The following is an 18,435-nucleotide window of genomic DNA, read 5'->3' as shown; positions in this document are numbered from 1 at the left end:
GCGTTCATCGCGATACCAGAACGGGATTCGGTGCCGAGAGGGGCCCAAACGGCACGCTGGGGCCGTTTGCCGCGCCCGGTGTCACTGCGTGTAGTCGATATCGGGCCCGTGGGCTCCCCGGTGGCCCGGCGCGGGCGCCCGGACGGCCGCGACCCCATGGCCACGCACCTCAAGAACATCCCGATGGGGCATGAATCGGGCATTCCGTTTGTAGAACGTGTTCTGGTCTCGCCGTGTTCGTCGCCCGGGGGCGCCCAGGAGTGTCGCGGAGCGCGCATCCCGCCTCCTCCCGCACATAACGGGGAGTGTTCGCCCAGGTCACGAGGCCGAGGGGTTCACCGCGCGGGACCGGCGGCCACCCCGGGGCGACGGAGTCCACGCCCCCCCGCCCGGCCGGGGCCGTGAGTGGGGTCCCTGCCCAGCCGCCTGCCTACCCGGACCGCGAGGAACCTGGCGGACGGCAGACAGGGCCGGGGAACCGCCCCGCTTGTGCCGTCGCCGCCCTCGCCGGTGACCACGCACACGCCCCGCACCCGACGACGCTGCAGGTAGGGCCGCCGACCTTCCTCGTCGCCGCCTCCCACCCGACACCCCGACGGCCCGCCGCCCGGCCGGGGCCCCGAAGCGGGGTACCAGCCGAGCCGCCGCCTACCTGGACCGAGACAAACCTGACGGACGGCAGGGTGGGGTGGGCCCGCCCGGCTGCGACGACCCGTGCGGCGTGCGGTGGGGATGCCACCGCAACCACACCCAAAGACCTCGCCACACCAGCCCGACCACACCACCCCCGAAGCAGCCGGCGGACGGACCGTTTCGGTTCGTCCGCCGGCGTTCGCTCGGTCCTGTGGGCTCAGTCGCCCCCGTCGCCGTCCTCGTCGCCGCCGGTGCGGACCTCTACGTTTCCGCTGGTCGTGGAGGCTCGGATGCTGCTGTCGGCTCCGCTGTCGTCGCGGACGTCCACGTCGGCGTTGCCGCTGGAGGTCTCGGTCCGCACGTCGTAGGCGCCGTCGGGGACGCGGAGTTCGACGTTGCCCGACGTGCTCTCGGCGCGCAGCGACTCGAAGCGCTCCCGCGTCTCGACCTCGACCGGGCCGGACGTCGTCTCCAGTTCGGCCGTGGTGAACGCGCCCTCGATCTCGATCGGGCCCGACGTGGACTCCGCGATCACCCGGTCGGAGTCGACGCCCTCCATCTCGATCGGCCCGGAGACCGAGCGCGCCTCCACCGTCCCGGTCGCCCCCTTCACGTCGATCGGCGCCGAGGTGGTCTCCAGGCGCGCGTCGCCGCCCAGGTCCTCCGCCTCGATCGGCCCCGACACCGACTCGGCGCGCACCGTGCCCTGCACGCCGACGAGCTCGACCTCCCCGCCGACCGTGACCACCTCGACATCGGCGCCCTCGGGCACCGTCACGTCGTAGTCCACCGAGCAGGCCGACATCAGGGTCGCCTGGCAGGAGGCCTCGGCGCGGACCTCGCCGCCCCGCTCGTCCAGGCGCACGTCCGGCTCGAACAGCAGGGAGCGCTTCAGCTCCGCGCGCACCTCGACGGCGTCGGTGTCGGCGCCGGTCACCGTCACCTCGCCCGGTGTGCGGTTCTCGATCACGACCCGCTCGGCGCCGTCGAACCGCTGCGGGGGGCGTTCCTCCCCGCCGACGGGGACCGCGCCGAGCGCGGCCGCCACCCCGGTGACCAGGGCGGCCACCGCCGCCACGATCCCGAGCCACATCCACCGGAACCGCCGCTGCCGCGGCACCTTGCTCGAAGAGGCGTACAGCCCCCGCGCGTTGAACGTCATGGCTTCCTCCCTTCAGGGGCCGCGGTCTCCACGCCGCGGAGGTACTCCAGCACGGCGCGGACGCGCCGGTGGTCGTGGTCGTCCTGGCCGAGGTCGAGTTTGGTGAAGATGGACCGGATGTGCTTCTCCACCGCGCGCTCGCTGATCACCAGGCGCGCGGCGATCCCCGCGTTGTTGAGCCCTTCGGCCATCGCCGCCAGCACCTCGTTCTCCCGCGGGCTGAGCCGGTCGAGGGCGGTGTCGCTGCGCCTGCTGAGGAGCTGGGAGACCACCTCGGGGTCGATCGCGGCGCCCCCGTCGGCGACCCGGCGCAGCGCCCCCATGAACTCCTCGATGTCGGCGACCCGGTCCTTGAGCAGGTAGCCGACCTTGGAGGCGCCTCCGCCGAGGAGTTCTCCGGCGTACCGGCTCACCACGTGCTGGGACAGCAGCAGCACCGCCACCCCGGGGTGGGCGCGGCGGATGCGGATGGCCGCGTCCATGCCCTCCTCCGAGTAGCCCGGGGGCATGCGGATGTCCACCAGGCACAGGTCGGCGTCCGGGTGCTCGGCGACGGCCGCCATCAGCGCCTCGGCGTCCCCCGCCTGCGCGAGGACCTCCACCCCCTCGTCCTCCAGCAGCCGGGCCATGCCGCTGCGCAGCAGCACCGAGTCCTCGGCGATGATCACCCGCATCGCTATGCCTCCCATGGGATCTCCGCGGTCAGGACCGTCCCGCCGCCCTCGGGGCTGCGGACCTCCAGGCGCCCGTCCACGGCGTCCAGCCGGTCCCACAGCCCGTACAGCCCGGTGCCGCGCTCGGGGTCGGCGCCCCCGGCGCCGTCGTCGGCCACCCTCACCTCCAGCAGGGCGCCGCGGCGTGCGGCGACCCGGCGCACGGTGATCCGCGCCGATGAGGCGCGGGCGTGCTTGGCGACGTTGGTCAGGGCCTCGCTCACCATGTAGTAGGCCACCCCCTCGGCCCGAGGGGAGGGGCGCCCGTCCAGGTCCACCTCGACCTTGACCGGCACCGGCGCCCGCCCGGCGGCCACCGGCAGCGCCGCCTCCAGCCCGTGGTCGGTGAGCACCCGGGGGTGCAGGCCGCGGGCGACCTCGCGCAGCTCCTCCATCACCTCCTTGGCCTCGGCCTGGGCCTCGTCCAGCAGCTCGCGGGCGCCCTGGGGGTCGCGGTCGAAGCGGGAGCGGGCGCGGCTCAGGGTGAGGGTGACCGCGAGCAGCCGCTGCTGGGCGCCGTCGTGCAGGTCGCGCTCGATCCGGCGGCGCTCGGCCTCGGCCGCGTCCACCATGCGCGACCTGCTGTCCTGGACGTGCATGAGGCGGCGGCGCACCCGGACCTCGGGGGCGTCGAAGAGCATCGTGCGGGCGACCGCGTACTCCAGGCGCACCGCGAACGGCGCCAGCCACAGCGCGACCGGCACCCCGACCAGGCCGATGGCCAGGTTGATCGAGAGCTCCCCCAGGTCGGCCGCGCCGCCGAGGGCGATGTACCCGGCGACGATGCCCGCGGCCGCCGCCCCGCCGACGCCGAAGGCGACCAGGCCCAGCACCAGCCCGCCGATGAACACCCCCTGCAGCCCGGCGACGGTGCAGTAGAGCAGGCTGCCCCACGCCTCGGCGCCGAACACGTAGTGCAGGGCGCGCCCGGGGAGGGAGGAGGGGGCGTCGGGGTCGGGCGGGCGGGTCTCGACGACGCCGAAGGCGTCCCCGAGCCAGCCCCGCTGCAGGGTGCAGGCCAGGCGGGCGCCGAGCATGCCGAGCACGGCGAAGACCAGGACCGCGCCCGCCTGGACCAGGATCTCCGTGCCCTCGGCCGCGAAGGGGGCGCCGATCAGGTTGTAGTAGATCTCGAACCCGGCGACGGTGGCGGCGAGCAGCACCAGGGTCGCCGGGACCAGGTACAGCGCCGACAGGACGAGCGATGTGAGCAGGTGCAGGACGGCCAGGAGCCGCTCGCCCCACCCCCGCCGGGAGGCGCCGGCGGCCGCCGCCGCTTCCCCGCTCACCATCTCCTCCGGCCTCCCGCCGTCGTGTCCACCGTCTCCACCGCTCACCATGGAACCTATGGTCGCGCGCCCGGCCCACGCCATGGCGCTGCCACGTGAAGGGGGGTAGTGCCAGCACACCCCTTCCTTCGGAGGTTCCTCCGAACCGGACGGCGCCCGACCTCGCAGATGCCAGAGGATCACCTGTTCCGCCTGGCATATGCGAGGGGTAGAGTGCCGATCATGCCGACGTTCCGGATCAGCGAGGTCGCCGAGCTCGCCGGGGTCAGCCCCGACACCGCCCGCCGCTGGATCGACGCGGGCCGCCTGCCCGCCGAGCGCGACGCGGCGGGCCGCCGCATCGTGGACGGCGCCGCCCTGGCCGCGTTCCTCCGCTCCCCCGAGTCCGACCCCGACCTGGGCCGCTCCTCGGCCCGCAACCGGCTGCGCGGCCTGGTGACGGGCGTGGTGCGCGGGGACGTGATGGCGCAGGTGGAGATCCAGGCCGGGCCGCACCGGCTGGTGTCCCTGATGAGCCGGGAGGCCGCCGACGAACTGGGCCTGGAGCCCGGGGCCGCGGCCACCGCGGTGGTGAAGTCGACCAACGTGATCGTGGAGAGCGGGACGGACCGGAGTGCGCGCCATGACTGAGCCGGCCGCCCGTGGGCGCCGCCGCCCCGGACCGAACCGCCGCGCCGTGTCGGCCGCCGCCGCCGCGCTACTGCTCGGCGGTGCCGCCGCCGGGTGCGGCGCCGGCGGGGATTCGGGCAGCGGCGGCCCCCTGACGGTGTTCGCGGCCGCCTCCCTCACCGAGGTCTTCACCGACCTGGGCGAACGGTTCGAGGAGGAGACGGGCACGCGGGTCGACTTCAACTTCGCAGGAAGCTCCGACCTGGCACTGCAGATCGCCGACGGCGCGCCCGCCGACGTGTTCGCCTCCGCCGACACCCGCACCATGGACGACGTCGCCGGTGATGGATTGGTCCGGGGCGAGCCGCGGGTCTTCGCCCGCAACGAGCTCCGGATCGCGGTGCCCGAGGGCAACCCGGCGGGCATCGAGGGGCTGGAGGACCTGGCCGACCCCGGCACCCGGGTGGCGCTGTGCGCCGAGGAGGTCCCCTGCGGCGCGGCGGCCCGGAAGCTGCTGGACGCCCAAGGGGTGGAGGTCTCCGGGGCGTCCCAGGAGGAGGACGTGAAGGCGGCGCTGACCAGGGCCCGACTCGGGGAGGTCGACGCGGCGCTGGTGTACACCACCGACGTGCGCTCGGCCGGAGGCGAGGTGGAGGGCGTGCCCGTCGAGGGCGCGGACGAGGCGGCCAACGACTACCCGATCGCAGTGGTCAAGGACGCGGCCGCCCCGCAGGCGGCACAGGAGTGGGTCGACTTCGTGCTGTCCGACGAGGGGCAGGGGGCCTTGGCCGACGCGGGCTTCAGCCCGGGCGGGGACGCCTGATGCCCGAGCCCCGCGTTGATCTCGGGAGAAACGACGCTAAAACCGCGATCGTAGGGGCGTTTTCCCCGAGATCAACGAGAGCTCCCCGGGGGCGGGTGCCCTGGCTCCTCGTCGTGCCCGCGCTCCTCGGGCTCGCCTTCCTCGTGCTGCCCTTCGCCGGGCTGCTCATCGGCGCCCCGTGGCGGGACCTCCTCCCCCTCGCCGCCTCGCCCGAGGTGCGCGGCGCCCTGTGGCTGTCCCTGTCCACCGCGACCGCCGCCACCGGCGTCGCCCTCCTGCTCGGGGTCCCGCTCGCCTGGCTGCTCGCCCGCACCGACTTCCCCGGGCGCCGGGCCGTGCGCGCCCTGGTCGCCGTCCCGCTGGTCATCCCCCCGGTGGTCGGCGGCGTGGCGCTGCTGCTCGTGCTGGGCCGCAACGGGCTGCTCGGCCGCCACCTGTACGAGTGGTTCGGCCTGTCCCTCCCCTTCACCCCGGCCGCGGTGGTCGTCGCCCAGGTCTTCGTCGCCATGCCGTTCCTGGTGATCAGTGTCGAGGGCGCGCTGCGCGGGGCCGACCGGCGCTACGAGGAGGCCGCCGCCACCCTCGGCGCCACCCGCTGGACCGCCTTCCGCCGGGTCACCCTGCCCATGGCCGCCCCCGGGGTGCTGGCCGGGGCGGTGCTGGCCTGGGCCCGGGCGCTGGGCGAGTTCGGCGCCACCATCACCTTCGCCGGGAACCTCCCCGGCCGCACGCAGACCATGCCGCTCGCCGTCTACCTGGCGATGCAGCAGAGCCCGGAGGCCGCCGTGGTGCTCAGCCTGATCCTGCTCCTGGTCTCGGTCGCCGTGCTGGCGGCCCTGCGCGACCGCTGGACGACGGCGTGAGCGCGCTGGAGGCCCGTCTGCGGACCGAGCGCGGCTCCTTCCGGCTCGACGCCGCGCTCACCGCCGACCGCGGCGAGGTGGTGGCGCTGCTCGGCCCCAACGGCGCCGGGAAGTCGACGGCGCTGCGGGCGCTGGCCGGGCTGGAGCCGCTGACCGGCGGCTCGGTGGTCGTCGAAGGGAACGACATCACCGCGCTGCCGCCCGAGCGGCGCCCCATCGGCGTGGTCTTCCAGGACTACCTGCTCTTCCGGCACATGTCCGCGCTGGACAACGTCGCTTTCGGGCCGCGCTGCCGGGGCGAGTCCAAGGCCGCCGCCCATGCCCGCGCCGCCGCGCTCCTTGAGGAGATGGGGCTGGCCGACCGGGCCCGTGCACGGCCCGGCGCGCTGTCGGGGGGCCAGGCGCAGCGGGTCGCGCTGGCCCGCGCGCTGGCGGCGCACCCGCGACTGCTCCTGCTGGACGAGCCGCTGTCGGCGCTCGACGCGCACACCCGGGAGGAGGTCCGCGCGGGCCTGCGGGCCCGGCTTCACGCCTTCGACGGCGCCACCGTGCTGGTGACGCACGATCCCCTGGAGGCGATGGTGCTGGCCGACCGCATCACCGTGCTGGAGGAGGGGTCGGTGGTGCAGGACGGCCCCCCTGCGGAGGTGGCCCTGCGCCCGCGCACCGAGTACGTGGCCCGCCTGGTGGGGCTCAACCTGTACCGGGGCCGCCAGGAGGGCACGACGGTGGAGGTCGCCGGGGGCGCACACATCGAGGCCCCCGCTCCGGGGCACGGGCCGGTGTTCGCCGCGTTCCCGCCGCGCGCGGTCGCGCTCTACCCCGACCCGCCCTCGGGCACGCCGCGCAACGTGTGGCCGCTGGTGGTGGAAGGGGTCGAACGCTTCGGCGACCAGGTGCGGGTGCGGCTCGGCGGCCCCCTGTCCCTGGGGGCGGACGTGACCCCGGCGGCCCTGGCCGAGCTGGACCTGGCGCCGGGCTCCCGGGTGTGGGCCGCGGTCAAGGCGTCCGAGGTGCACTGCTATCCGGCCTGACGTGCTGGTGATCGGCGGACGACTCCCTTACGCTCTTCACTGTCGGTAGTGCTTTGACTACACACAGGAAGGCATGTTCATGTCACTCACGCGCACGCTCGCCGCGGCCGCCGTCACCGCCGCCACCGGGGCCGCCCTCGCGATGTCGGCCGGCACCGCCTCCGCCCACGGCTACTACGGCGACGGGGACGGGAACGGGTACGACGGCTACTACGGCGACCGCGCCGGAGCCGCGGAGACGCTGCTGCTGGGGCACGGCGGCTACGACGGGTACTACGACGACAACGGGGACGACGGCGGGTACTACTACGACGGCGACCGCCACATGGGCGGCGGCTACGGGTACTGAGCGCCCCGTCCCGCCCGGCACGACCCGTGCCCGCGGCCGCCGCTCCGGCCCCGGGCACGGGCCCGCGTCAGGTTGCGGACCGCCTCGGTCGTCCCAGCCGCCTCAGCCGTCCCCCTCCACCAGGGCCTTCAGCCGGACCAGGGTCTGCTCGATGGACCGGCCGTTGCGCGCGGGCCACCCGGCCAGCATGTACGCGAACCGCATGGCGGGGCCGGCGAACGAGTAGTCGAAGGTCTCGGTCACCCGGCAGGCCCCGTCCGGCAGCGGCTCGGTCTCCCACCGCCACCGGTGCACGCCCAGGTGGCGCCAGGCGATCAGCCGCCCCTCCTCGAACTCCACCACCCGGTTCGCCATCCGGTAGGGCACGCCCATCCGCATGTCCATGCCGAACTCGTCGCCGGGGCCGAGGCGATCCGGCCCCCGCACCGCCTCGCGCACCGTGCCCGAACCGTCGAACTCGGCGTGCCGGCCGGGCGAGGCCAGAATGTCGAACACCTTCTCCGCGGGCGCGTCGACCACGACGCTCCGCGCCACCTTGTGCTGGGCCATACCCGAATCATCTCAGCGCCCCGGCCGCGCACCGCCCCGGGGTCTCTCCTCGTTGATCTCGGGAAAAGCGCCCCTAAAACCGCGCCGGTAGCGTCGATTCTCCCGAGATCAACGAGGTAAGGGGGCTCAGCGCACCACCTCGTGGCGCTCGACCGCCGCCAGGGAGCGCTTCTCGCCCTTCGTCACGTGCAGCACCCAGAACGTGCCCTTGCGCAGGGAGATCTGCTGGGTCACCGGCGAGCCGAGCCGCCCCAGCGCCTCCTTCATCAGCTCGCCCACCAGCTCCCCGTGCGTGCACACCAGCGTCGGGCGCCCCTCCTCCAGGAGCGTTCCGAACGCCGCGCGCGCCGCCACCGGGTCCACACCGGAGTCGCCGTGCACGCCCGCGGTCAGGGCCGGAAGGGTGCGCACCTCCATGCCCGCGTCCACCGAGTACGGCAGCACGGTCTCGGTGCAGCGCGCCGCCGCCGAGGAGACCACCCGCATGGGCCCATAGGGCTCCAGCACCCGCACCAGCTCCCGGGCGCCCTCGCGCCCGGCGTCGTCCAGCGGGCGCAGCAGGTCCTCCCCGTCCCAGGCGCGCTTCTCCCCCGCCGGCGCGTGCCGCAGCAGCACCAGCGGGAACGTCTCCAGCGGCCCCGACACGAAGTTGTCCAGCACCGAGACGTCGTGGTCGTAGGTGAGCCGGTCGCGCGCCTCGGCCAGCGGCACCCACTCCACCCGGTCGATCTCCTCGTTGGGGGTGAACACCGACGCGCCCGGCCCCGGCTCGGCCGCCCACCAGTCGACCAGCTTGGGCCAGCCCTCCCGCAGGTAGCGCTGCGGCGGCAGGCGCCGGCCGAACACCGGGTTGAGCCCGGTCTCCTCCAGCACCTCCCGCGCGGCGGCGGTGAGCAGGTGCTCGCCGTTCTTCACCTTGCCCTTGGGCAGCGTCCAGTCGTCGCGGTCGGGGCGGTGCACCAGCACCGCCTCGTGCCCGCCCTCCCCGTGCCGCCACAGCACCGCGCCGGCCGCCCGGATGGGCTCCATGTAGCCGCCGGGAGCGGTGTCCCGGGGCGGCCACGCGCTGGTGATCTCGGCCTCGTCGAAGGGGTAGTCGTCAACCATCCGTCGCCCTCACATGCCTGTCGCGGCGCAAGGAGGCCTGCAGGTCGCGCAGGGGCGCCCCCTCGGCGTCGCGGGTGTGCCGGGTCCACTCCCCGTCCGGCCCCAGGTGCCAGGAGGAGGTCCCCTCGTCCATCGCGGTGTCCATCAGCTCCACCAGCCGCGCCCGGTGCTCGGGGTCGGCCACCCGGATCAGCGCCTCGACCCGGCGGTCCAGGTTGCGCGGCATCAGGTCGGCGCTGCCCAGCCACACCTCGGGGTCGCCGCCGTTCTCGAAGGCGAACACCCGGGAGTGCTCCAGGAAGCGGCCCAGGACGCTGCGCACCCGGACCGTCTCGGAGACCCCCGGCAGGCCCGGGCGCAGCACGCAGCTCCCGCGCACCCACAGGTCGACGGGGACCCCGGCCGCCGAGGCGCGGTACAGCGCGTCGATGATCTCCTCGTCGACCAGGGAGTTGACCTTCATCCGGATGCGGGCCGGGCGGCCCTCGGAGTGCGCGCGCACCTCGGCGGCGATCCGCTCGGTCAGCCCCGACCGCAGCCCGTCGGGCGCGGCCATCAGCCGCCGGTAGCTGGTGGTGCGGGAGAACCCGGTGAGCCGGTTGAACAGGTCGCTCAGGTCCTCACCGACCTCCGGCTCGGCGCTGAACAGCCCGAAGTCCTCGTAGACGCGGGCGGTGCTCGGGTTGTAGTTGCCGGTGCCCACGTGGCAGTAGCGGCGCAGCGACCCGTCGTCCTCCCTGCGCACCACCAGGGACAGCTTGCAGTGCGTCTTGAGGCCGACGACGCCGTAGACGACGTGGCAGCCGGCCTCCTCCAGCTTGCGCGCCCAGGCGATGTTGTTCTGCTCGTCGAACCGCGCCTTGATCTCGACGAGGACCACGACCTCCTTGCCCGCGCGGGCCGCCTCGATCAGCGACTCCACGATGGGCGAGTCGCCGCTGGTGCGGTAGAGGGTCTGCTTGATCGCGACCACGCTGGGGTCGCTGGCGGCCAGGGCCACGAACCGCTCGGTGGTGGTCGTGAACGACTCGTAGGGGTGGTGCACCAGCAGCTCGCGGCCGCGGACCGCGGCGAACAGGTCCTCGGCCTCCAGGCCCGGCGGCTCGGCCGGGACCATCGGGGAGAAGCTCAGCTCGGGGCGGTCCAGGTCGGCGATCTGGTGCAGCCCCGCCAGGTTGAGCGGCCCGGGGACGGCGATGACCTCCTCGTCGTCGGCGCCCAGCTCGCGTTCGAGGATGCGCAGCACCTCCGGGGAGATGTCCTCCTCGACCTCCAGCCGGACCATCGGGCCGAACCGGCGCCGCAGCAGCTCCTTCTCCAGGGACTGCACCAGGTCGTCGGTCTCGTCCTCGTCGACCTCCAGGTCGGCGTTGCGGGTCACCCGGAAGGCGTGGTGCTCCAGCACCTCCATCCCGGCGAACAGCTGCGGCAGGTGCCCGGCGATGACGTCCTCGACCGGGACGAAGGCCTCGCCCTCCAGCCGGATGAACCGGGGCAGCGCCGAGGGCACCTTGATCCGGGCGAAGGCGGTGCGGCCGGTGCGCGGGTCGCGCACGGTCACCGCGAGGTTGAGCGAGCGCCCGGAGATGTAGGGGAAGGGGTGGGCCGGGTCCACCGCGAAGGGGGTGAGCACCGGGTAGACCGAGCCGCGGAAGAAGCGGTGCATCCGGCGCCGGTCGTCCTCGTCCAGGTCGTCCCAGCGCAGGATGCGGATGCCCGCCTCGGCCAGGGCGGGGGCCACCGAGTCGTGGTAGCAGCGGGCGTGCCGCCGCATCAGGTCGTGGCTGACCTCGGCGACCCGGGTGAGCAGCTCGCGGGGGTGGTGCCCGCTGGGCCCGGCCACGGCGACGCCGGTGGCCAGGCGCCGCTTGAGCCCGGCCACGCGCACCATGAAGAACTCGTCGAGGTTGCTCGCGAATATCGCCAGGAAGCGGACCCGCTCCAGCAGGGGCATGCCGACGTCCTCGGCCAGCTCCAGCACCCGCTGGTTGAACCGGAGCCAGTCCACCTCCCGGTCCATGAACCTCCCCTCGGGGAGGTCCTCCACCATTTCGCCCATGAACACCGCTTCCGTCGCCATGGTTCGCACGCTGCCGCATTTCGGTGAACGGACGGCGAACCCTACCCGCACGATCGATTGTGACGTATCACCCGCCTCGGCCGCGCGAGGTGGGGCCCACGCCCGCCCGTCGGCTACAGGAACGCCGCCGTGGGCGGGACCATCGCAAGCGCGGTGACGCCGCCGGCCAGCAGCAGGTTCGCCCACAGGTTCCGGTACCGCGCCCAGAGGTACCCGGCGACCAGGCCCGACGCGCCCTGCACGGCGACCGCGGAGGCCAGGTCGTGGGCGCCGCCGGTGAGCGGCTCGCCCACCAGGGAGGACAGGCCGTACAGCACCGCCGTGGCCGCGATGCCGGGCCACCGCCCGAACAATAGCTCCAGGCGGGTCTGCAGGAGCACGGAGAAGAACAGCACGTCGGCGGCGGCCACCCCGGCGAAGGTGAGGGCGACCACCGCCCCCAGGGCGTAGTCGGCGGGCAGCGTCCCCGGGGGCCGGGGGGCGGCGATCCACGGCAGGGCGAGCAGGGCCAGGAAGACCGCGGCGGGGGCCGGGGCCGCCCAGCGCCACGGCTCGCGCACCCGGGCGGCCAGCGGGAGCAGGTCGGGGCCGCTGGAGCGGCGCGTGATCCCGGTGCCGCCGGCGAACAGCGGCGGGATGAGCAGCAGGAAGATGGCCTTGGCGGCGTAGTAGGACAACGGCGGCGCGCCGGGGCCGATCAGCGCGAAGACCGGGGAGAGCACGGCGTCGGCGACGGCGAACGCGACCAGGCAGCCGACGAGGAGTGCGGCCTCGGTCCCCGGGGAGCGGTCGGCCATCCGCGCGCGGATCCGGTCGGCCATCCCGGCCTCGGGCACGCGCGGAGGCAGCAGCCGGATCAGGGCGAGGGCGGCGGCGATCGAGGGCCAGAGCAGGGCCACCCGGGGGTCGAAGCCCCCGGCGGCGACCGACCCGGCCGTGTAGGCGGCGGCGCAGGCGGTGAACACCAGGACGGCCGACCACCCCAGCACCCGGCCCGCACGCGCGGTCCGGGCGGCGCGGCCGGCGGACGGCCCGAGCGGCGCCGCCGCGGGCGCCGTGGTGCCGTGGACCGTGCCGTCGATGGGGACCGCCGCCTTCGCAGAGCCGACCGGGCGCCCGTCCGGCCCCGGGGCGCACGCTCGCGCGCCGACGGACATTTTACCGGTTCGACACTGTTACGTGACTTACGGGGCGCCGGATGGAGGCGGTTTCCCCGCAGGTCGGAGGCGTCGCGGTCAGCTCAGGCCGCTCTGTCCGGCGACGGTCGGCAGGGTCGCCAGGATGAGGGGGACGCCGTGGACGAGGGTGTTGATCCACATGTTGCGGTAGCGGATCCAGACGTAGCCCAGCAGAAGCCCCTGCACCCCGTAGGTGACCACCGCCACGGCGACCTGCTCCACCGCGCCGTAGGCGCTGATGGTCGCGAAGGTGTTGAAGTGGCCGCTCACCGCCTGCGCCAGCGCGTACAGCAGTGCGGTCACGACCACCGCCGCGGTTCGGCCGGCCAGCAGCTCCAGGCGGGTCTGCACCATGCCGCGGAAGAAGATCTCCTCGATCGCGCTGACGCCGACCAGGACCGCCAGGACCACGAGGACGGCCCCCGTGGGCGTCGGTACGTCCGCCGTCTCCAGATCCAGCAGGAGCGGGGCGCCGACCGCGGCGACGGTGATCAGCCCGAGCCAGCGCCACGGCTCGCGCACCGCCAGGGACAGCGCGGGCATGCGGGTGCCGTGGCCGCTGGTGCTGAACCCGCCCTGGTCGACGAAGAGCACCGGCAGCACGAAGAAGAACACCAGGCGCGTGACCGGCAGCGCGACGGCGGACGGCAGCTCCTCGCTCACCTGGCGGATGAGGGTGTAGAGCCCGGCGGTGCCCACGGCGTAGCCGAGCAGCATCGCCAGCAGCAGTCCCAGCTCCAGCCGGACCGGGTGGCCCTCCATCGCGTCGCGCACGCGCAGGTCCAGGTCGATCTGGCCGGTGCGGCTGCCCAGCAGCCAGGTCAGCAGCACGCCCACCGCGACCGGGAGCCAGACCGCCCACAGCGCGCCGATGCCGTACCAGGTCACGTCGGCCAGGGCCGCGGGCCGCCCGGCGAACCCCGCGGCGGCCAGTCCCACCCCGGCGGCCACCGCCACCGCGGTGACGACCGCACGGGCGGCGCGCCCTTGACCTGCCTCCACGTGCCACTCCCCCATGTCGGAGACTTCAGTCTGACCGGAGAATGACGCAATGTGACGGATCGTGCGCGGAATGTCGCGGACTCGGGGAGTGCGGATGATCGCAGGAAATGGCCTTGCGCGTGCCCGTGTGCGGCTTTCGCGACCGGGAGTGCCGTGTTACCGGGTGTTGGCGATGCGTTGACGGGGGGCGTGCGCCCGGCCCGCGGGAGGCGTCACACCTCGCCCAGCGCCGCCAGGGCCGTCACCGCCGCGAGCTCCCACACCTCTTCGCGGGCCTCGCGGCCGATCCCGCCGATGATCTCGGCCGGCGGGCGGACGCGTTCCCAGCCCATGCCCTTGGCGATCTGCTCCACCGCGCGGACGGCCCCGGCCGTGTCGTTGTTGCCGTGGACGTACAGCCCGTACGGCAGCCCGCCGGTGTCGTTCAGGCACGGGTAGTACACGCTGTCGAAGAAGTGCTTGAGGGCGCCGCTCATGTAGCCGATGTTCGCCGGGGTGCCCAACAGCACGGCGTCGGCGGCGAGCACGTCCGGGGCGGTGGCCGCCAGCGCCGCGCGCGCGGCGACCTCCACGCCCTCGATCTCGTCGTTTCCGGCCCCCGCGCTCGCGGCCTCGAAGAGCTCCTGCATCCCGGGCGACGGTGTGTGGTGGACGATCAACAGGCGTGCCATGCCCTCAGCGTGGCACATGGACCATGCGGGCCATGCGGGCCATACCGGTCGCGCGGGCCGCGCGGGTCCACCGCACCGATTCTGGAACGACCATTCCCGAATGTGCTAGCGTGCCGTACATGGCACGGAGCAAGGGGTTCGACCCGGACCGGGTCCTGGACTCGGCCATGCACACCTTCTGGAAGCAGGGGTACGCGGCCACGTCGGCACAGGACCTGTGCGAGGCCACGGGCATCGGCCGCAGCAGCCTGTACGGCACGTTCGAGAGCAAGCACGGCCTCTACATGCGCTCCCTGCAGCGCTACGCCGAGTCGGGCACGGCCGGGCTCCGCGAGCTCGTCGAGACCGATGGGCCGGTCCGCGAGCGCGTCCGGCGGATGCTCGACAGCATCGTCGACGAGGAGGCCTCCCAGCCCGGACTGGGGTGCTTCGTGGTCAACGCCCAGATCGAACGGGCGCCGACGGACCCGGAGGTGGCGTCCGTGGTGCGGCGCGGCCGCGCGGAGGTGGTGGACGCCCTCGTCCGCACACTGCGCGCGGCGCAGGCCGACGGCGAGATCGCCGCCGACAAGGACCCGGAGGTGCTCGCCGACTTCGTCCACGCCCAGATCGGCGCGATCCGGCTGCTGGGCCGGTCGCAGGCCGAGCGCGCGACCATGGAGCACGTGGTCGAGGTGGCGGTCGGCGCACTGTAGGGCGGTGGGCCCACACCGGGCCTTCCGTGCGCGGCGCACCGCACCGGATCAATTCTGAAACGTACGTTCCTTAAAGCGAAGGGAAGTGCGCCGCCATGTCCGCAGCACCGGCAGACGCCGAGGAGTCCACCGAGGAGTTCACCGGCAGGACCGCCCTGGTCACCGGCGGAGGCAGGAACATCGGCCGCGCGATCGCGCTGGCGTTCGCCCGCCGCGGCGCCTCCGTCGTCGTGGCCGGGCGCAGCGAGGGGCCGCTCAAGGAGACCGTCCGGCTGATCGAGGCCGGGGGCGGGACGGCGAGCGCGGTGACCGCCGACGTCACCCGGCCCGAGGACGCGCGGCGCATGGTCGCCGAGGCGGCGGAGCGGCACGGGGGCCTGCACATCGCCGTCAACAACGCCGGGGTGGTCGGCACACCGGGGGTCCCGCTGGGCGACCTGGACGACGAGGTGTGGGCCGATGTCCTGGCGGTCAACACCACCGGCGTCTGGCTGTCGATGAAGCACGAGATCGCGCGGATGCGCGCCGACGGAGGCGGCGCGATCATCAATGTCGGCTCCCGGATCGGCGCGCACCAGCGCCTGGCCGGGATGGGGGCCTACGGCGCGTCGAAGGCCGCCGTGAGCACCCTGACCCGCACGGCGGCGCGCGAGTACATCGGCGACGGGGTGCGGATCAACGCCCTCAGCCCGGGGGCCTCCGACACCGAGATGTCCTTCCGGCCGGGCGAGACCGTCGCCGACCGCGCCGCCCGCGTCGCCGGGAGCGTGCCGATCGGGCGGGTGGCGGCCACGGACGAGATCGCCGAGGCGGCGGTCTGGCTGGCGTCGGACCGCGCGTCCTTCGTCGTCGGCCACGACCTGGTCGTCGACGGCGGCGCCACCGCCTGACGACGGGGGGCCGGACGCGGCCCGGCCGCGGTCCCGCCGAAGCGGCCCGAACGGCCGGAACCACCCGTGCGCCCGAATTCTGAAACGATCATTTCAGAACAGGAGTACCGATCATGACCCCACCCCTCACCGACGCCGACCTCGCCGCCTCGCTCGACGGCGGGTTCACCAGCGCCCACGCCGACGTGAACGGCGTCCGGCTGCACTACGTGACCGGCGGGGACCGGGGCACCCCCCTGGTCCTCCTCGGCGGCTGGCCGCAGACCTGGTGGCAGTTCCGCAAGGTCATGCCCGCCCTGGCCGCCGAGCACCGCGTGGTCGCGGTCGACATCCGCGGCCAGGGCGGCTCCGCCAAGCCCGCGGACGGCTACGACAAGCGGACCATGGCCGCCGACGTGCACGCCCTGATCCGGCACCTCGGGTACGAGCAGGCCGACGTCGCCGGGCACGACATCGGCGGGATGGTGGCCGAGGCCGTGGCCGCGCTGTACCCCGACACGGTCCGGCGGCTCGTGATCCTGGATGTGCCGCACCCCGACGAGGGCCTGCTGTCCCTGCCGATGCTCCCCCAGGGCGCCCAGGACGCCAACATCACCGGGGCCGAGCAGGGGCCCGGCACCGCGTACCTGTGGTGGTTCGCCTTCAACCAGGTGCGCGGACTCCCCGAGGCCCTGCTCGAAGGGCGGGAGCGGGTGCTCGTCGACTGGCTGTGCGGGTACATCCTGCGCGACCAGGACTCGATCGACGACGACGCCCGCGAGGTCTACGCCCGTGCCCTCGCCGCCCCCGGCGCCGTCCGCGCCGGGAACGCCTGGTACCAGGCGTTCGTCCAGGACATCGCCGACCTCGCGGAGTACCCGCCGCTCTCCTTGCCCGTCCTCGGCCTGGCCTGTGCGGGCAACATGCCGCTGATCCGCGGCGGCCTGGCCGGCCGGGCGGCGGACCTCACCGTGGTCGAGGTCCCGGACAGCGGCCACTACCTCCCCGAGGAGCAGCCGGAGTTCGTCACCGACAGGATGCTGCGCTTCCTGCGGTGAGACCGCCATGGGGGCCGGGCCCGCCGCGCCGTCCCCGCGGCAGGGACCCGGCCCCGCCGGGCGGCCCTCCGGGCCGCCTCGCTCAGGTGCTCACCCCTTCTCGAGGAACGGGGCCAGCAGCCCCGGCACCGCCTCGTCTGCGAAGGCCAGCCCCTCGCCCAGGTCCACGTCCGGGGCGCGGTGGATCCCGCTTCCGGCCGCGACCGTCGCGCCCAGGGTCGCCAGCCCCGACCAGCGCTGGAAGGGCGACCGCCGGACCGTCCACCCGATGACCGAGTCGCGCTTGAGGGCCACCGTGGAGCGCGCCGCCATCCCCTTGCGCAGGAGCAGGAACCGCCCGTCGATCCCGTGCCCCAGCCCCCGGTAGCAGCCGACCGCGTAGGGGACCCCGAGGAGCAGCACCGCGCCCCCGGTCCCGGCTGCGTCCAGGGCCGCGACCTCCGCGGGTACCTCCAGCGACGTGAACGCGCCGAGCGCCCATGAGGCCGCCCCGACCACGGCCGCGAGCACGACCGCGGCGGCCAGCGCGCGCATGATCCGGCGCCTCAGGGCCGACAGCGGGTGGCGCCTCAGGGCTTCGAAGGCGATCCCGCCCTGGGCCCGGACGGCCTCCTCCGCGGCCCGCCGCGCCTGGGCACGCGGCATCTCCGGGGTCAGCGCGCGCTTGGGCACGATGCCCCCCTTGTTGCCTCCCTGGCCGTCCTGGGCCTGGTCGAGGCCGGAGGCGACGGCGGCGACCGATGCGGCGCCCAGCCACCGCAGCGGGAGCCGCTCCAGCAGCTCCACGCCGCGCATGCGGCGCTCCTCGATGGAGACCGAGGTCCGGGTGAGCAGGCCGCGCTGCACCCGAAGGGTGCTGTCGGGCTCGCGGGTGAGCCGGAACCCCCACCACGACTCCACCTGCACGGCGAGCGCCACGGCCGTGGCCACCGCGACGAAGGCGGCGACCACCCCGGCCGCCCACAGCACGATCGCCGAGACCGGCGCCGACTCGGCGTACCCGAGGACCCACGGCAGCACCAGCCGGAGGATCAGCTCGGTGAGCGAGCCGAGCACGGCCGCCAGCCCGCCGTAGCCGATGCCCGCCGAGGTCCAGGCGAGCGCCCCGTAGCCGAACCAGCGCGGTGCCATGCGGGCCAGTTCGGCCGACCCGTCGGCGCCCGCCCCGGCCGCCGCACCGTGCGCCAGGAGCAGGCGGCGCAGCCGCTCCCCCTCGGCCACCGGGACCAGCGCCAGGGCCAGCGTCCCGCCCGCCCCGGTGCTCTCGCCCGTGCCGACCTCCACGCGGCACAGCCCGAAGGCCCGCGCCCACAGCGGGACCGCCACGTCGACGCTGCGGATCCGCTCCCGCGGCAGGGACTTGTGGCTGCGGGCGATCACCCCGGACACGGCCTCGAACCGCGTTGCGGTCAGGCGGTAGCGGGTGCGGCGGTAGCGCATAACGTCCGCGCCGATGATGGTGACGACCAGCACCGCCGCGCCGAGAAGGGTGAGCATCGGCCACACCGCCGGGGCGCCGGCCACCGCCATGACGACGGCGGCGACCAGGGCGGGCACCGGGACCACCAGCCCGACTATGACCGCGTCCGCCCACACCGTCAGCGGGCTCAGCAGGGTCCAGCCCTGCACCGGCGCTCCGGGGGCGGCGAGCCCCTGGGGCGCACCGGTGTTCGCGTTCCCGTCCATCGCTCCCCCGTCCCTCCTCGCGCCGGTCGTGCCTTCGAGGCCTCCGCGCCCTCCGTGCCCTTCGC

General features: G+C 74.5%; 18 protein-coding genes and 1 pseudogene. 9 read left to right on the top strand and 10 right to left on the bottom strand.

The genetic code is table 11. The annotated features are described in order from the left end of the window. Positions 1-850: 850 nt before the first annotated feature. The 3 genes from O4J56_RS23640 to O4J56_RS23630 are packed head-to-tail and all read right to left on the bottom strand — an operon-like array spanning position 851 to position 3,800. Entirely contained in the window at positions 851-1,795 is a 945-nt protein-coding gene (locus tag O4J56_RS23640; RefSeq protein WP_270688744.1) for a DUF4097 family beta strand repeat-containing protein, read from the bottom strand. Then, the gene (locus O4J56_RS23635) at positions 1,792-2,469 is read right to left on the bottom strand and encodes a response regulator transcription factor (protein ID WP_270688747.1); all 678 of its coding nucleotides are present in this window, start codon (positions 2,467-2,469) and stop codon (positions 1,792-1,794) included. Before O4J56_RS23635 ends, O4J56_RS23640 begins: the two co-directional genes overlap by 4 nt. 2 nt (positions 2,470-2,471) lie before the next feature. Next, a complete protein-coding gene (locus O4J56_RS23630) occupies positions 2,472-3,800 on the bottom strand; it encodes a sensor histidine kinase (protein ID WP_270688746.1) in 1,329 nt (442 codons plus the stop codon). 219 nt (positions 3,801-4,019) lie between these two features. Between O4J56_RS23630 and O4J56_RS23625 the strand changes: the two genes are divergently transcribed. From O4J56_RS23625 to O4J56_RS23605, 6 genes and pseudogenes are all read left to right on the top strand, one after another. Continuing rightward, positions 4,020-4,427: a TOBE domain-containing protein gene (locus tag O4J56_RS23625; RefSeq protein ID WP_270688742.1), complete on the top strand. Its 408-nt coding sequence runs from the start codon at positions 4,020-4,022 to the stop codon at positions 4,425-4,427. Then, on the top strand, positions 4,420-5,229 hold the full coding sequence (modA, locus tag O4J56_RS23620) for a molybdate ABC transporter substrate-binding protein (protein ID WP_270688740.1): 810 nt from the start codon (positions 4,420-4,422) through the stop codon (positions 5,227-5,229). The genes O4J56_RS23625 and modA overlap by 8 nt, the downstream gene beginning before the upstream one ends. Continuing rightward, positions 5,229-6,092: an ABC transporter permease gene (locus tag O4J56_RS23615; RefSeq protein WP_270688738.1), complete on the top strand. Its 864-nt coding sequence runs from the start codon at positions 5,229-5,231 to the stop codon at positions 6,090-6,092. The genes modA and O4J56_RS23615 overlap by 1 nt, the downstream gene beginning before the upstream one ends. A gap of 53 nt (positions 6,093-6,145) precedes the next feature. Then, positions 6,146-6,550: pseudogene (locus tag O4J56_RS32165) on the top strand (ATP-binding cassette domain-containing protein); the annotation flags it as partial. A 120-nt stretch (positions 6,551-6,670) separates the two neighbouring features. Continuing rightward, positions 6,671-7,126, top strand: coding sequence for a TOBE domain-containing protein (locus O4J56_RS32160; RefSeq protein ID WP_408639165.1), 456 nt, complete (start codon positions 6,671-6,673; stop codon positions 7,124-7,126). 73 nt (positions 7,127-7,199) lie between these two features. Continuing rightward, positions 7,200-7,475, top strand: a complete 276-nt coding sequence (locus O4J56_RS23605; RefSeq protein WP_270688736.1) for a hypothetical protein — start codon at positions 7,200-7,202, stop codon at positions 7,473-7,475. Positions 7,476-7,577: 102 nt separating this feature from the next. Here the strand turns inward: O4J56_RS23605 and O4J56_RS23600 are convergent, their stop codons facing one another. The 6 genes from O4J56_RS23600 to O4J56_RS23575 all read right to left on the bottom strand — a co-directional run bounded on the left by O4J56_RS23600 (position 7,578) and on the right by O4J56_RS23575 (position 14,062). Beyond that, entirely contained in the window at positions 7,578-8,024 is a 447-nt protein-coding gene (locus O4J56_RS23600) for an SRPBCC family protein (RefSeq protein ID WP_270688734.1), read from the bottom strand. Positions 8,025-8,150: 126 nt separating this feature from the next. Then, the gene (locus tag O4J56_RS23595) at positions 8,151-9,131 is read right to left on the bottom strand and encodes an NUDIX hydrolase (protein ID WP_270688732.1); all 981 of its coding nucleotides are present in this window, start codon (positions 9,129-9,131) and stop codon (positions 8,151-8,153) included. Further along, entirely contained in the window at positions 9,124-11,211 is a 2,088-nt protein-coding gene (locus O4J56_RS23590) for an RNA degradosome polyphosphate kinase (RefSeq protein WP_270688730.1), read from the bottom strand. Before O4J56_RS23590 ends, O4J56_RS23595 begins: the two co-directional genes overlap by 8 nt. Before the next feature lie 113 nt (positions 11,212-11,324). Continuing rightward, on the bottom strand, positions 11,325-12,368 hold the full coding sequence (locus O4J56_RS23585) for a CPBP family intramembrane glutamic endopeptidase (RefSeq protein ID WP_270688729.1): 1,044 nt from the start codon (positions 12,366-12,368) through the stop codon (positions 11,325-11,327). A 78-nt stretch (positions 12,369-12,446) separates the two neighbouring features. Next, positions 12,447-13,406, bottom strand: a complete 960-nt coding sequence (locus O4J56_RS23580; RefSeq protein ID WP_270688727.1) for a CPBP family intramembrane glutamic endopeptidase — start codon at positions 13,404-13,406, stop codon at positions 12,447-12,449. A 197-nt stretch (positions 13,407-13,603) separates the two neighbouring features. Further along, positions 13,604-14,062 carry a flavodoxin family protein gene (locus tag O4J56_RS23575; RefSeq protein ID WP_270688725.1) on the bottom strand — a complete coding sequence of 153 codons (459 nt, stop codon included), beginning with the start codon at positions 14,060-14,062 and terminating at the stop codon, positions 13,604-13,606. Between the two features lie 119 nt (positions 14,063-14,181). Here O4J56_RS23575 and O4J56_RS23570 point away from each other — a divergent pair, with 119 nt between their 5' ends. The 3 genes from O4J56_RS23570 to O4J56_RS23560 all read left to right on the top strand — a co-directional run bounded on the left by O4J56_RS23570 (position 14,182) and on the right by O4J56_RS23560 (position 16,684). Beyond that, positions 14,182-14,757, top strand: a complete 576-nt coding sequence (locus O4J56_RS23570) for a TetR/AcrR family transcriptional regulator (protein WP_270688724.1) — start codon at positions 14,182-14,184, stop codon at positions 14,755-14,757. 95 nt (positions 14,758-14,852) lie between these two features. Then, entirely contained in the window at positions 14,853-15,647 is a 795-nt protein-coding gene (locus O4J56_RS23565; RefSeq protein WP_270688723.1) for an SDR family NAD(P)-dependent oxidoreductase, read from the top strand. Between the two features lie 113 nt (positions 15,648-15,760). After that, complete coding sequence (locus tag O4J56_RS23560) at positions 15,761-16,684, top strand: alpha/beta fold hydrolase (protein ID WP_270688722.1); 924 nt, start codon at positions 15,761-15,763, stop codon at positions 16,682-16,684. 90 nt (positions 16,685-16,774) lie between these two features. Here O4J56_RS23560 and O4J56_RS23555 read toward each other — a convergent pair whose 3' ends face one another. After that, the gene (locus tag O4J56_RS23555) at positions 16,775-18,370 is read right to left on the bottom strand and encodes a PH domain-containing protein (RefSeq protein WP_270688721.1); all 1,596 of its coding nucleotides are present in this window, start codon (positions 18,368-18,370) and stop codon (positions 16,775-16,777) included. Between the last annotated feature and the right edge of the window lie 65 nt (positions 18,371-18,435).

Origin of the sequence: Nocardiopsis endophytica (genome assembly GCF_027706725.1) — a bacterium.
GTDB classification, from domain to species: Bacteria; Actinomycetota; Actinomycetes; order Streptosporangiales; family Streptosporangiaceae; genus Nocardiopsis_A; species Nocardiopsis_A endophytica.
Note: the sequence above shows the minus strand (reverse complement) of the source record. Positions and strands in the feature narration are given on the sequence as shown.